The 14,011-nt window shown below is 40.6% G+C and carries 15 protein-coding genes; 13 read left to right on the forward strand and 2 right to left on the reverse strand.

Features of this window, described 5'->3' with window-relative positions; genetic code table 11:
* Window positions 1-183: 183 nt before the first annotated feature.
* The 13 genes from CD03_RS0126255 to CD03_RS40205 all read left to right on the forward strand — a co-directional run bounded on the left by CD03_RS0126255 (window position 184) and on the right by CD03_RS40205 (window position 12,489).
* A complete protein-coding gene (locus CD03_RS0126255; RefSeq protein ID WP_027296158.1) occupies window positions 184-1,035 on the forward strand; it encodes a putative manganese transporter in 852 nt (283 codons plus the stop codon).
* 74 nt (window positions 1,036-1,109) lie between these two features.
* Entirely contained in the window at window positions 1,110-1,811 is a 702-nt protein-coding gene (locus CD03_RS0126260) for an MBL fold metallo-hydrolase (protein ID WP_027296159.1), read from the forward strand.
* A 38-nt stretch (window positions 1,812-1,849) separates the two neighbouring features.
* A complete protein-coding gene (locus tag CD03_RS0126265) occupies window positions 1,850-2,869 on the forward strand; it encodes a LacI family DNA-binding transcriptional regulator (RefSeq protein WP_027296160.1) in 1,020 nt (339 codons plus the stop codon).
* A 270-nt stretch (window positions 2,870-3,139) separates the two neighbouring features.
* Window positions 3,140-4,801 (forward strand): glycoside hydrolase family 13 protein, encoded by a 1,662-nt coding sequence (locus CD03_RS0126270; protein ID WP_027296161.1) that lies wholly within the window; start codon window positions 3,140-3,142, stop codon window positions 4,799-4,801.
* A gap of 404 nt (window positions 4,802-5,205) precedes the next feature.
* Window positions 5,206-5,766, forward strand: a complete 561-nt coding sequence (locus CD03_RS0126275; RefSeq protein WP_027296162.1) for a sigma-70 family RNA polymerase sigma factor — start codon at window positions 5,206-5,208, stop codon at window positions 5,764-5,766.
* Complete coding sequence (locus CD03_RS0126280; RefSeq protein WP_027296163.1) at window positions 5,763-6,767, forward strand: DUF4179 domain-containing protein; 1,005 nt, start codon at window positions 5,763-5,765, stop codon at window positions 6,765-6,767. The genes CD03_RS0126275 and CD03_RS0126280 overlap by 4 nt, the downstream gene beginning before the upstream one ends.
* 165 nt (window positions 6,768-6,932) lie before the next feature.
* The gene (locus CD03_RS0126285) at window positions 6,933-7,358 is read left to right on the forward strand and encodes an RrF2 family transcriptional regulator (protein WP_027296164.1); all 426 of its coding nucleotides are present in this window, start codon (window positions 6,933-6,935) and stop codon (window positions 7,356-7,358) included.
* A 78-nt stretch (window positions 7,359-7,436) separates the two neighbouring features.
* Window positions 7,437-7,745 (forward strand): thioredoxin, encoded by a 309-nt coding sequence (gene trxA, locus CD03_RS0126290; protein WP_027296165.1) that lies wholly within the window; start codon window positions 7,437-7,439, stop codon window positions 7,743-7,745.
* Between the two features lie 247 nt (window positions 7,746-7,992).
* The gene (locus tag CD03_RS34940) at window positions 7,993-9,723 is read left to right on the forward strand and encodes a Na/Pi cotransporter family protein (RefSeq protein WP_044289684.1); all 1,731 of its coding nucleotides are present in this window, start codon (window positions 7,993-7,995) and stop codon (window positions 9,721-9,723) included.
* 269 nt (window positions 9,724-9,992) lie between these two features.
* Entirely contained in the window at window positions 9,993-10,985 is a 993-nt protein-coding gene (locus CD03_RS0126300; RefSeq protein ID WP_027296166.1) for a LacI family DNA-binding transcriptional regulator, read from the forward strand.
* 23 nt (window positions 10,986-11,008) lie between these two features.
* On the forward strand, window positions 11,009-11,905 hold the full coding sequence (rbsK, locus tag CD03_RS0126305; protein WP_027296167.1) for a ribokinase: 897 nt from the start codon (window positions 11,009-11,011) through the stop codon (window positions 11,903-11,905).
* Window positions 11,906-11,969: 64 nt separating this feature from the next.
* Window positions 11,970-12,380, forward strand: coding sequence for a D-ribose pyranase (gene rbsD, locus CD03_RS0126310; RefSeq protein ID WP_027296168.1), 411 nt, complete (start codon window positions 11,970-11,972; stop codon window positions 12,378-12,380).
* Between the two features lie 40 nt (window positions 12,381-12,420).
* Window positions 12,421-12,489 (forward strand): hypothetical protein, encoded by a 69-nt coding sequence (locus CD03_RS40205; protein ID WP_377140753.1) that lies wholly within the window; start codon window positions 12,421-12,423, stop codon window positions 12,487-12,489.
* 38 nt (window positions 12,490-12,527) lie between these two features.
* On the opposite strand, the gene CD03_RS0126315 is transcribed toward CD03_RS40205, so the two are convergent.
* On the reverse strand, window positions 12,528-13,100 hold the full coding sequence (locus tag CD03_RS0126315) for a CDP-alcohol phosphatidyltransferase family protein (protein ID WP_242849159.1): 573 nt from the start codon (window positions 13,098-13,100) through the stop codon (window positions 12,528-12,530).
* A 32-nt stretch (window positions 13,101-13,132) separates the two neighbouring features.
* Complete coding sequence (locus CD03_RS0126320) at window positions 13,133-14,005, reverse strand: class I SAM-dependent methyltransferase (RefSeq protein WP_027296170.1); 873 nt, start codon at window positions 14,003-14,005, stop codon at window positions 13,133-13,135.
* Window positions 14,006-14,011 lie beyond the last annotated feature (6 nt).

Here is a 14,011-nt window from a genome sequence, read left to right on the forward strand (position 1 = left end):
ATGGAAAAAAACTTATCATTAAGTGAACGTAAATATCATAGCAATATCTGGGCAAATATGGTATAATGCTTCACGGATATGGTGAATATAATAAATAAGATGCGGCATTTAAATTTTCGTGTTGCCGTAATACCGTGCAGGGCATTGTAAGATGCATAACCGGTAGGAAGACAGTGAGGGAATATGTTTACAGAAGCATTACGAGAAGCATTTTTTGATAGTTTACAGATGCTGCCATTTTTATTTGCAGCTTTTTTAATTTTAGAAGCAGTAGAACATTACTCCAGTGGATTTATGAAAAAAGCCCTTTATAAGGTAGGCAAAGCAGGACCGGTAGCAGGCTCAGTTCTGGGATGTATTCCCCAGTGCGGGTTTTCTGTTATTGCAGCAAATCTGTATTCCGGAGGAATCATCACACTGGGAACGCTGCTGGCAGTCTTTATCGCTACATCCGATGAGGCGATCCTGATCCTGATGGGCAATCCCGGCAGAGGAACCGATATTCTCAATTTAATTATAACGAAGATCATAATAGCAGTTGTTGCCGGATATGGAGTAGACATTTTCTTTCGAAGCCGAAGTGAAGGAAAGAAGGAAATCGGGGAAATCTGTGACCACTGCGGCTGCCATGAAGGGCATGGCGGAATTTTAATGCCGGCCCTGCGCCATACGGCAAAAATATTTCTCTATGTATTGGTGTTTAATTTAGTTCTGGAAGTTGCATTGGACTGGATTGGTGCCCAGAGGCTTTCCGAATATCTACTAAAAGATTCCCTGATTCAGCCTTTCATAGCGGCACTGATTGGTATGATACCAAATTGTGCCTCATCGGTTATACTGACCGAGCTGTATTTAAGTGGTGCAATCAGTTTTGCATCCGTCGTATCCGGGCTGTGTACCGGGGCGGGAATTGGTCTGGTAGTGTTATTAAAAATGAATCATAACCCCAAAGAAAATTTAAAAATCGTTGGACTGCTGTACGGAATTTCGGTTGTGGCAGGTGTGGTTATTCAGGTGTTTGGAGGATTATTTTAGTATTAACGCAGTCGTAAATATTTTTGAGGTCACAGAGCATTACACACGCTCTGAAGATCTGAATGGAGGTAAGTATGAAAATCACCTATATACATCACAGTTCATTTTTAGTTGAAGGTTCGGAGTTTTATCTATTGTTTGATTATTTCCAGGGGAAAGTCCCGGATTTATCAGAAGAAAAGCCCCTTTATGTATTTGCAAGCCATCGGCATGGAGACCATTTTTCCAGGGTGATTTTTGAACTTGAAAAAGTTCATCCTAATATCTGCTATATTCTTTCATCCGATATCAAAACGAAGCAGGTTCCGGCAGAATTCCTTTCCAAAACAACTTTTCTGGGAAAAAACATGGAAGAAAGGATAGGAGATCTTGTGGTAGAAACCTTTCATTCCACGGATGAAGGCGTTGCATTTCTTGTAACCGCCGGTGGAAAGACCATTTATCATGCGGGGGATTTAAATGACTGGACCTGGACCTTGGAGCCGGATGACTGGAATGAAAAAATGCGCAGAGTCTATCGGAAGATCGTAGACGGAATAAAAGATAAAGAAATTGATGCTGCATTTCTCCCGCTGGATGGAAGACAAGAAGGGGAATTTTATCAGGGTATGGATTATTTTTTAAGAACCGTAACGGATGTAAAAGCAGTATTTCCCATGCATTTCTGGGAAGATTACAGTGTGATCAAACGAATAAAAGAAATGAAAGAGTCAGAGAGTTACCGTTCTAAAATATACGATATCGCCTATGAAGGACAGGAATTTCTGATTGTTTAGGATTGGCCTTTAAGATTTTGCTAATCAGGGGGATAGATATGGTAAGATTACAGGACATTGCAGATATGGTGGGGGTGAGCCGGACAACGGTTTCCAATGTATTGCATGGGAAAACGAAAAAAGTGTCACCAGAAACAATTCAGAAGATTACAGCGCTATTAAAAGAAGCAGAATATGTTCCAAATATGGGCTCCCTGATACTGACCAATCAGAAGTCAAAACTTATCGGACTTGTGATCGGATATGAAAAGGCCCATGGGAATACGGCTATCGGAGATCCTTTTGTCAGCGAGATGACTGGGGCATTACATGAAATCGTGGAACGCCACGGCTATTATTTGATGCTGATCGGCGGTGAAAATCAGGAAAACGTAATTAATATAGCGTCCAGATGGAATGTGGATGGGCTGATTCTGTTTGCTTATTCTGAAGAAGATTATCTGAAGCTGCAGAAAAAGTTAAATAAACCGATGGTAACAATTGATATCTATCAGGACAAATCCCATGATATGGTGAATATTGGAATCGATGATTTTCACGGAGGATATCTGGCTGGAAAATATCTGCTGGATATGGGATACCGTGATCCCCTCTATCTGGCGGAGTACGAGGAAAATGCAGATGCATACCGCTGGATGGGAATGCAAAAAGCATTGGAGGAAGTAGGAGTTTTATGCATGGATAACAGGCGCATTCTGCTTTCTCATTATGAAACGGTGCGCCTTTGTACATACCGGGAGATGATGCCCCGTTTCCTTAAAGCACAGGCACTTTTCTTTGCTGCGGATTATCTGGCAGTGGAATTTATAAATGAATGCCATGACAGGGGCATTGGAATACCGGACCAGATCTCGGTGGTTGGATTTGATGACAATATGCTTGCCAGAGTGGTACGTCCCAAGCTGACAACGGTACGGCAGGAAAACAGAAAAAAGGTGGCACTGGCATTTGAACGTCTCCTTCAGGTAATGGAAAATAAAACAGTGGAAAATAAAGATACCCGGCTGCCGGTAAAACTGGTAATCCGGGATTCCGTCCGGGACAGATCCGGGAAATAAATGTTAAAACAGTTTACTGTAATAGAAATCTGATGTGCCCCCAATAAGTTGGACTTTATGATTTTACTTATTGGGGGCAGTTCCATGTTATGGCAGGCTGTTTTTTGATTTTGTCGTTTTGTATAATATGCATAAAGCAAATGATAAAGTATTGTTATAATATATAGTTTCGCACGAAACCTATTGACGCTCCAGCATTTCCGATGATATGATGAACTCAGAAAAAAGAAGTAAACTGTACAATTATGAGTCAATAGATGGAGGAAAAACATGAAACAGTGGTGGAAAGAAAGCGTAGTTTATCAAATTTATCCAAGAAGCTTTGCTGACAGCAATGGAGATGGAATCGGAGATTTAAATGGAATAACGGAACACCTGGACTATCTGCAGGACCTGGGCGTTGATGTAATCTGGCTCTCACCGGTCTATCAGTCCCCAAACGATGATAATGGATATGATATTTCTGATTATCAGGCGATCATGAGTGACTTTGGAACCATGGAGGATTATGACAGGATGCTGTCTGAGGCTCATAAACGCGGAATAAAAATCGTTATGGATCTGGTGGTAAACCATACTTCCGATGAGCATCAGTGGTTTGTAGAAAGCAAAAAGAGCAAAGATAACCAGTACCGTGATTATTACATCTGGAAAGAAGGTAAAAACGGCAAAGAGCCGAATAACTGGGGCGGATGTTTTGGAGGTTCTGCATGGGAATATGATAAAAAAACGGATATGTATTTCCTGCATTGCTTTTCCAAAAAACAGCCGGATCTCAACTGGGAAAACCCACAGGTTCGTAAGGAAGTATTCGATATGATGTCCTGGTGGTGCGAAAAAGGAATCGATGGCTTCCGTATGGATGTAATCAGCATGATTTCTAAGGACCCGGCATTCCCGGATGGTGAAGTGAGAAACGGACTTTATGGAGACAATGGCCCATTTGTATGTAATGGACCTCATGTACATGAATATCTCAGAGAGATGAATCAGGAAGTATTGTCTAAATATGATATTATGACCGTTGGTGAAGCAGCAGGTGTTACCATAGAGGAAGCAAAAAAATATGCCGGAGAAACAACCGGGGAATTAAACATGGTATTTCAGTTTGAACATGTGGAACTGGGAGACCACAGAATCGGAAAATGGTCTGCAAAAGAGGTACCTTTAAAAGATTTGCGGGAAGCAATGAACAGATGGCAGATTAATCTGGAAGGAAAGGCTTGGAACAGTTTATTCTGGGATAACCATGACCAGCCAAGAGCCGTATCCAGATTTGGCGATGACAGTCCTATGTACCGTGAAGTATCCGCAAAAATGCTGGCTACCTGCCTTCATATGATGAAAGGAACTCCATATATTTACCAGGGTGAAGAACTGGGGATGACAAATGCATACTTCAGCAAGTTAGAAGACTATCGTGATATTGAAAGTATTAATGCTTTCCATGAATATACTGAGAATGGCCTTGCAGGTAAAGAAGAGATGATGAATTGCTTAAAAGAAATCAGCCGTGACAATGCCAGAACCCCTATGCAGTGGAACACGAAAGAGAATGCAGGGTTCACGACAGGTACGCCATGGATTAAAGTTAATAAAAATTACCTGGAAATCAATGCGGAAGCTGAAATGGCAGAGAAAGACAGTGTATATAACTACTATAAAAAACTGATCCGCCTGAGAAAAGAAAATGAGATCATGGTTCATGGCAGATTTAATCCGCTTTTGGAAGAGGACGATCACATTTATGCTTACGAAAGGCTTTGGGAAGGTGAAAAAATTGTAGTCGCATGTAACTTTACAAAAGAAGTTCAGGCATGTGATTTGTTCCGGGGATTAGAAGATGGCAAGGAGTTAATATCTAATTACAAAGAGCATAAAACCGGTGTACTTCAGCCTTATGAGGCAATTGCAGTTTTGTGCAAAGCATAAGTTAAAGGAAAGTCATTAATATAAATGTTTAAAATGTAATATTCAAGATAAAACAGAATCGATAAATATTTAGATATAACAAATTAGATTCATATAAAAGCAGTAAAAAGCTATCAAATCACGTAAGATTTGATGGCTTTTTTATCGGTTAAAACAAAAATTAAAAAAAATGTTATGATATTGATAGAATTTACCTAAGCCAATACGAAATAATAAGTGTAACAGGTAATACGTAAGCTTACCTGACCGGTCAGAAAAAATATATGGAAGATCAATTGTTTCATATATCATATTTAAATAGTATTACAGGAGCATGTTTTCATTTAAAACCGAATCGTACATTTCGGACACGGCAATTATAAAACACGTTCTGGCAAGCTTGCAATAAATCCATGGGGGAAAAAATGAAAATAAGAGAAGACAATTTTATTGAACAATTAAAAAAAAGAAACGAAAAAGCTCTTATGTATATCATAGACCAGTATGGAGGACTTTTAAAGTCTGTGATTGGAAAACACATGTATGCTTTGAAAGATTATCAGGAGGAATGTTTAAATGACGTTCTCTTAGGGATCTGGAATAATATTTCTTACTTTGAGGAAGAAAAAAATACCTTTAAAAACTGGGCGGCAGGAATTGCCAGATATAAAGCAATTGATTATCTGAGAAAATATGCCAAAGACCTGGAAAATTCAAACTGGGAGGATGTCGTCATTGTAAAAGAAGATGAGGCAATTCAAAAGACAGTGGAACAGGAAATTTCAGATGAACTGGAACTGATGCTGTCCTGCCTGTCACCGGAGGACCGGGAATTATTTCTAAAGTTATATGTAGAAGAGCAGGAAATGGACGAAATTAGTGAAGAAACAGGCTTGAAAAAAGCAGTTATTTATAATCGTGTATCCAGGGGTAAGAAGAAAATAAGAGCTTTATTTTCAGATGGGAAAGGAGCAGATATAATATGAATAAAAACATATATGAGTTATTAAATGAAGTAGAGACAGATTTGAATGAATATTCAGACGAACATTTAACGGAAATAGAAAATAAGAGAATAAAGAAGAAGGTGATTCATAATATGAAAAAGAAAAACAGTGGAAAGAAAATAGTGGCTGCTGCATGTGTCTGCCTGTGCGCGGTTGGTCTGGCAGCAGGTCCGTTAAAAGGGGAAGTACAGGCTGCAATGAAATATGTGTCTTATACGATTGCAAATTCACTTGGAATTCAGAAGGATTTATCCCCTTACGAAAGTGTATTGAACCAGTCCGTAAGCGATGATGGAGTGACTATTACATTAAATTCAGTTATCCTGGATGAGAATGAGCTGGTAGTTTCTACTTCAGAAGTTTACGACCGTGAGCTAAAAGAGAATGATATGAGTACGATTAGCGGCAGTATCTATATCAATGGAAGAGATGTAAGCACAGGTGCAAGCGGGGGAACAGCGCTGGCAGACCCGCATACCATGCAAAGTGTAATGCATTATGATATTGAAGGACTCGACACCAGCGGAAAACTGGATTTTGAATTAGTATTCAGTGACCGTGAGGGCGGTGGTAACTGGGAATTTGCATTTGAGGCGGATGGAAGTAAGTTAAGTATCGATACATTCCGACGGGCGCTTGATAATAGTTTTAAACTCCCGGATGGTACCCAGGTTACTTTAAGTGAATTTACCAACAACGCATTGGGAGAAAAAATATACTTCACATATAATACAGATCGCTGCGAATATGATATGAAACTGGAAGGTACGGATGATCTGGGCAATGAAATCAGCTTCTATCTCTCTAGGGCAGGCAGCGGCAGGGGACGCTTCAACATTGATGATTTAAGACCTCATATCGGAGAAAATGCATCTTCCGTTACACTGACGCTTTATGCGGTAGCTTTTCCAAAAGAAAGCGGAAAAATGAGTAACGATTTTGAACAGGTTGGCGAACCTTTTACAATTGAATTAAAGTAATAATACTGAAAATGGAGGCTGCAGACTGCAGCCTCCATTTTGTCGAAATTTAAATAAAAAAATATTGAAATACTACTTGACAAAACGAACTGTAATTGATATTATTACAGTATCAACTGTAACTAACAAGATAACAGATAGATAAAAGAGAAGGTGGGAGGGAATGTGACCAGCGAATTTACAGTGGCAGTCCATGCGATAGTTTTTCTTAATCATAAAAAAACGATTTTAGCCAGTGATGTACTGGCAGAAAATGTCTGTACCAACCCAGCCAGAATACGGAAAGTTATGGCGAAGCTAAAAAAAGCCGGGCTTGTTGTAACCAAGGAAGGTATCGAGGGTGGATATTATTTTGATCAGGATCCAAATGCCGTAAATCTGCAGCAGATTTGTGATGCGTTGGATACCAAGATCGTTTCATCCGGATGGCGTTCGGGAAATTCCTGCTTGAAATGTTTGATAGCTTCCGGAATGGCGGATATTATGGATGAGATCTATGAGGATCTGGATGATGCTTGTAAAAAGCGCCTGAGTCAGATCTCCATACAGAATATTGATGACAAAATATTTAAATCAAAACCCGCACTTTAATGGCAGAATGAAACTTTGCAATAAAGAATAAAATCACAAATATGAGAGATAATACAATAAAAAAAGGAGTAATAGCTTATGAGTCTTATTAAAACAAATGAATCTAGCTTTGAACAAGATGTTTTACAGGCACAGGGACCTGTATTAGTTGATTTTTATGCTGACTGGTGTGGACCATGTAAAATGGTAGGTCCGATCCTGGAGCAGATTGCAGATGAGGATACATCTGTAAATATCGCTAAAGTAAATATAGATGAGAATCCAAATCTGGCTGCAAAATACAAAGTAATGTCCATTCCTACCTTAATGGTATTCCGCAATGGACAGCCGGAGAAGCCAATGGTTGGAGCCGGATCAAAACAACAGATCCTGAACTTAATCGGTTAAACCTAAATTTAAAAATAAATATATAATGAAGAACAGACAGTCCTTTTCACAGTATTTGATTGTAAAGTCATACTGAGGTGCCGGGAACGGCAAAGGAAGGTCTGTTTTTTTGCGTTTTTTAAGGGGTACAGGCTTTGAACTTTAAGAAAATTTTACAAGAACTTTACAAAACTTCGGATTACATTTTACATAGTTATGATAATCTGCCTTTATAATAAAAATTTTACAGGTTTAAGGGAGAAAACGTATGAATAGTACATTGCAGACGATTTTTGGTCTATTGGGTGGTTTGGCACTATTTATTTATGGTATGAACATGATGAGCGAGGGACTTCAGAAAGCCGCCGGAGAAAGAATGAAGATGATTCTGGGATTTCTGACAAAGAATCCGGTGCTTGGAGTTCTGGCCGGAGCTCTTGTAACAGCAGTTTTGCAGAGCAGCAGTGCAACGACAGTAATGGTAATTGGTTTTGTAAGTGCAGGTCTGATGACATTGCCCCAGGCAATTTCTGTTATTCTGGGTGCTAATATCGGAACAACGATGACAGCCCAAATAATTGCTTTTGAAATTAATGATTACATATGGCCGATTGTATTTATCGGGTTCGTGATTTTCTTCTTCTCAAAAAAAGAAAAAGTAAAGAGTGTAGGTCAGACTATCTTTGCATTTGGTTTACTATTTGTAGGAATAATAACAATGGGTGACGTAATGAAGCCATTAGCTGCCAGTCCGATCTTTACAGATATGATTGCAAAAGTATCTGAAATACCGGTGCTGGGTGTATTGCTGGGAACGGTTATGACTCTGGTAGTACAGAGCAGCAGCGCAACCATTGCAGTTTTACAGAATTTTGCAATTCAGCCGGGAGCGGATGGAGTTACCAGTGTTATCGGACTTGCAGGTGCGATACCGATTCTTCTGGGTGACAACATCGGTACTACAATAACAGCACTTCTGGCATCGGTAGGGCAGTCCAGGAATGCCAAACGTACCGCAGTGGCACATAGTGTATTTAACATAAGCGGAAGTCTGGTGTTTATCTGTATCATCCCATGGTTTGCAAAATTCGTACAGTGGATTTCACCAAAAGGAAATGAAGTTGATGTAATTTCGAGACAGATCGCCAATGCCCATACAACCTTTAATATTGCGAATACGTTAATCTGGCTTCCTTTAATCTGGCTTATGGTTAAGATTGTAATGTGGATTATTCCCGGTAAAGATGATAATGAGGCAAGAGAAAATGAGCCGATGTTTATTGATTCTACCATTGTGAATCAACCGGTATTTGCCCTGCATCTGATTCGTAAAGAAGTAATCCATGTAGCCCAGAACGTCAGGACAGTACTATTGGATTCTAAAAATGCATTTATTAATAGAGATGAGAATGCTTTGAAACAGGCAGAACATATGGCTGAGATGATTGATTCTGTACAGAAAAAGGCAGTGAAGCATATGTCAGGTCTGATGGCTGACGGGGTACTGACAGAAGATCAGGCAAGACAGACGGCATCTTACATGTATGTTCTGGGAGAATCGGAGCGCATGGCACAGAACGGACTGTATATCGCCCGGGCGTCCAGGAGTAAGCAGGAAAAAGGATTCCGATTCTCAAAAGATGCCGTGAAAGAAATTCAGGTGACTATGGAAAGCATCAGTGAGATGCTTGATAATTGTATCAATACGCTTCAGACAGGCAATATCGAAAATGCAGGCAATGTTATATTACAGAAACAGGATATTCTTTCATTAGAGGTGCGTTTACTGAAGAATCATATGGATCGTTTGAAAAAAGGAAAGTGCAGTCCGGATTTCACGGTAGAATTTACAGCAGTGCTGCATAGTCTTGAACGCATGGGAAATAACTGTATGAGTATAGCCGAAGTATTAACAGAGGATTTAGACCTTAGTCATGATATACAGGATATAAAAGAACTGGTAAATGGAAATGGACAGCCGACTTCGGTCGCTGTATAGTCAGTCTGGAAAGGACGAAAATGGGAAAGCAATATTCCTATTTCCGTCCTTTTGTGCAGTCTCTCAGTTTTTGAGTATAATCTCAAACATAATTTGTTTAGTGAAATTATATAAATCCTAAGTGGAATTCACAGGGAAATAATATAAATAATATCTGAAATGATGAAAAAAAGAATTCAGGCAAATAACGTTTGACACCCAATACAGCAAAGAATATAATATAAATATCTTGAAACGGGTTTCAAAGTGATGACATGGAGGTTCTGTATATGGTAAGTATTCGTGATGTGGCAAAAATAGCGGGAGTTTCTCCGGCTACGGTATCCAGAGTTATGAATGAAACAGCAAATGTAGATGAGGAAAAGAGGCAGAGGGTTTTAAATGCAATACAAGAAACCGGTTTCAAACCAAATGAAGTAGCCCGTTCCCTTTTTAAAAGGTCTTCCCGGATTATCGGAATGATCGTTCCGAATATAGAAAATCCATTTTTCAATGAACTGGCAAAGGCGATTGAAGAGGAAAGCTATCGGCGGGGATATCGTTTAACCCTTTGCAATTCGAATAATGATCTGGAGAAAGAAAAGAAGAATCTGAGTTTACTGGACAGGATGAATGCAGATGGTATTATTCTAATGACAAACCAGGAGAAGATGGAGAACGAGGTGCACAAATGCAGGATACCGGTTGTGATGATCGACCGGCAGCTAGAAGGAGGCGGGGAAAGTGCCTGCATTCAGTCCGATCATTATACTGGAGGCAGGATAGCAATGGAATATCTGATATCCTGCGGCTGTGAGCATATCGTGCATATGAGAGGACCGCTCAAGTTTTCCAGTGCACGGCGGCGTTATCAGGGATATCAGGATGTCTGCCGTGAAAGAGGGCTGCAGGAATCGGTTATTGACTGCAGGTATGATTATGAGGATGGACTGAACAAGGCAAGGGAGATTCTGGAAAAGTTTCCGCAGACAGATGGTATTATTGCCGCGAATGATATGGTAGCTATTTCTGTATATAAGGTTCTGATAAGAGAGGGATACCGTATTCCTCAGGACATACAGCTTATTGGATTTGACAATATCAGTCTCAGCAGGTTAGTGACACCGGAGCTGACAACAGTATCCCAGCCCATTGGTGAAATGGGAAAGGCAGCTGTGGAAGCATTGATTCGTGCGGTAGAAGGAAAAGAGGCTATAAAGAAAATATTTGAAGTGAAGCTGATAAAAAGGGAAACAACGTTAAATACGTCTAATGAAATTTAAAGAGTGCAGAAAAGGAGAATAGTATGAAAACAGCAGTAGTAGGGAGCATTAATATGGACATGACGGTAACAGCAGAGCGTATTCCGTTAAAAGGAGAGACCTTACGCGGGGAAGATGTACACTATATACCCGGTGGGAAAGGCGCGAACCAGGCTGTAGCTATGGCAAAGCTGGGAGCTCAGGTTGAGATGTTCGGATGTGTGGGAGACGATGATGCAGGAGCAGCCTTGCTTGAGAATCTCCAAAACGCAGGGGTTATTACAGATCATATAAAAGTCATACCTGACGTATCAACCGGGCTGGCATTGATTACGGTAGGTGAAAATGACAATACCATTATCGTTGTTGCCGGAGCAAATAATTGCGTGGATCGGGAATATGTGGATCAAATTCTGGATGAACTGCGGAAATGTGATATTGTACTGCTTCAGCATGAGATTCCGCAGGAAACGATTGAATACGTCATAGAAAAATGTTATGAAAGTCAGGTGAAAATTGTCCTGAACCCAGGTCCGGCAAGACCTGTCAGAAAAGAGATTCTGGATAAGGTTACCTACCTGACTCCAAATGAACACGAAGCAGTCATATTATTTGGAGATGAAATGACTACCGGGGAACTGTTGAAGAAATATCCGGAAAAGCTGATTATTACCCAGGGCAGCAGAGGCGTAGCAACTTGCCTGAATTCAGGAGAGATCCTGGTAGTACCGGCAAGAAAAGCAAACGTCGTTGACACCACCGGAGCCGGCGATACTTTAAACGGGGCATTTACCGTTGAAATCGCCAGTGGAAGTGATATAAAAAATGCACTGCAGTTTGCCAATACAGCTGCAAGTCTGTCAACAGAGAAGTTCGGAGCCCAGGGGGGGATGCCATGCCGAAGTCAGGTGCTGGATGCTATGAAGGAGATGGAAGTTTGAAAGTTTCTTTCAAACTGCTGCTTATTAAAGCACTGGTGGTCAGCGATATGCAGGAGGTATAAAGATGAAAAAGCATGGAATTTTAAATAGCGATATCTCAGAAGTATTATCTAATATGGGGCATACAGATTTAATCGCAATCGGAGATTGCGGACTGCCCATTCCCGATGGAATAAGGAGAATAGATTTAGCATTAAGTTTCGGACATCCTGGATTTATGGAAGTATTAAAAGTAGTATCAGAAGATATGAAAATAGAAAAACTGATTTTGGCAGAGGAGATCAAAGATAAAAATCATGAGATGATGTTGGAAATTGAGAAATTATTTGCTGATCAGCAACAGGGTCCGGAAATCGTGTTTATATCCCATAGTGACTTAAAAGACAGAACAAAATCCTGTAAAGCGGTGATACGTACCGGCGAGATTACGCCATATGCAAATATTATTTTACAGTCGGGATGTATTTTTGCTTGATAGAGCTCTAATTCGGGGCAAATATGCCGCAAAGTGAGGTGTGCAGATGGCAGGAATGAATTTTCAAACAGGCTTTAGAACAGCCAGTCACAACAAAAAGATGAGTTAACTTTTCATATGACTGGCTGTTGCTTGTTTACAGATATCTTATTTTTCTTTATGCATTTGGGCAAATACCGGTATGTACATAAACAGGGAAAGCAGCATGAAACCAATGCAGATGACGATCAGTACGTTTGCTGCGGCCAAAGGGATGCTTGGAAAAAGGAAAAGTATGAACATAATGACATACAGTACTGCTGTACATACTTTACCAAACCACATAGCACCATTTAGCATCTTGCCCTTTCTCAGCAGCAGAATTCCCATGATGCCCATAAAACCTTCTTTTATGATGAAGAGAATTAAGAGAGGCATCATCCACTGAAAACGAAATACAAGGCAAAGTGCCATAGCCCCCTGAGTCAGCTTATCTGCAATGGGATCCAGTGCTTTGCCTAAAGGGGTAATCATATGAAAGCGTCGGGCTATTTTCCCGTCAAACATATCGGTTAATCCGGAGACTGCTACAATGATGGCGGCTATTCTGTAATCAGTTATGCTGTCAGCAGTAATGTAGCGCCATACGAAAACCGGTATCAGGATGATACGGAAATACCCCATAAGATTGGGGATGGTGAACAGTTGCTTTTTAAGCGGCATATCGTGATTAAGATCCATGTAACAAAGCTCCTTCTTGAGTTAATAACCAGTTATCGGGTTTTTGGTTTTGATTCCCAGCGGCCGGATGCTCCGCAGGGAAGCACAAGTCCATTGCCGGATACAGGAAGTCCTACCTCCTGAGAGTCGACTTTTCCGTTAAATTGTTTTAATTCAGTTGCCAGCATATATGTCAGAACAGCTGGTGCAAGTCCTGTGGTGTAAGAATTTACCAGGAAAAACAATGGATTTTCTGTCAAAAGCTGTGCACACAATTTAATGAGAGGATGAATGGCATCCTCAATTTTCCAGATCTCGCCTTTAGGACCCCGTCCGTAGGAAGGAGGATCCATAATAATTCCGTCGTAATGACTGCCGCGTCGGATTTCACGTTCTACAAATTTCACACAGTCATCTACAATCCAGCGGATTGGTGCGTCTTCCAGATTAGAAGAGCGGGCATTTTCTTTCGCCCATCCTACCATGCCCTTAGAAGCGTCCACATGGGTCACCGAAGCGCCTGCGGCAGCGGCTGCCAGGGTAGCGCCTCCGGTATAGGCAAATAAGTTCAGTACTTTAACGGGGCGGTCTGCATGTTTGATTTTATCAGAAAACCAGTCCCAGTTTGTCGCCTGCTCCGGGAAAAGACCGGTATGCTTAAAACTAAAAGGTTTTAAATTAAAAGTCAGGCTTTTATAAGAAATACTCCATTGCTGGGGAAGATCAAAGAATTCCCATTCACCCCCGCCTTTTTTACTGCGGTGGTAGTGGCCATTCATCTTTTTCCAGCCTCTGTTGGTTTTCGGTGTATCCCAGATAACCTGGGGGTCAGGACGGACGAGAATATAATCCCCCCACCGCTCTAATTTTTCTCCACAAGAAGTATCAATTACTTCGTAATCTTTCCAATTATCAGCTATCCACATATTACA

It is taken from the genome of Robinsoniella sp. KNHs210 (assembly GCF_000686105.1).
In the GTDB taxonomy this organism is placed as follows: Bacteria; Bacillota; Clostridia; order Lachnospirales; family Lachnospiraceae; genus Robinsoniella; species Robinsoniella peoriensis.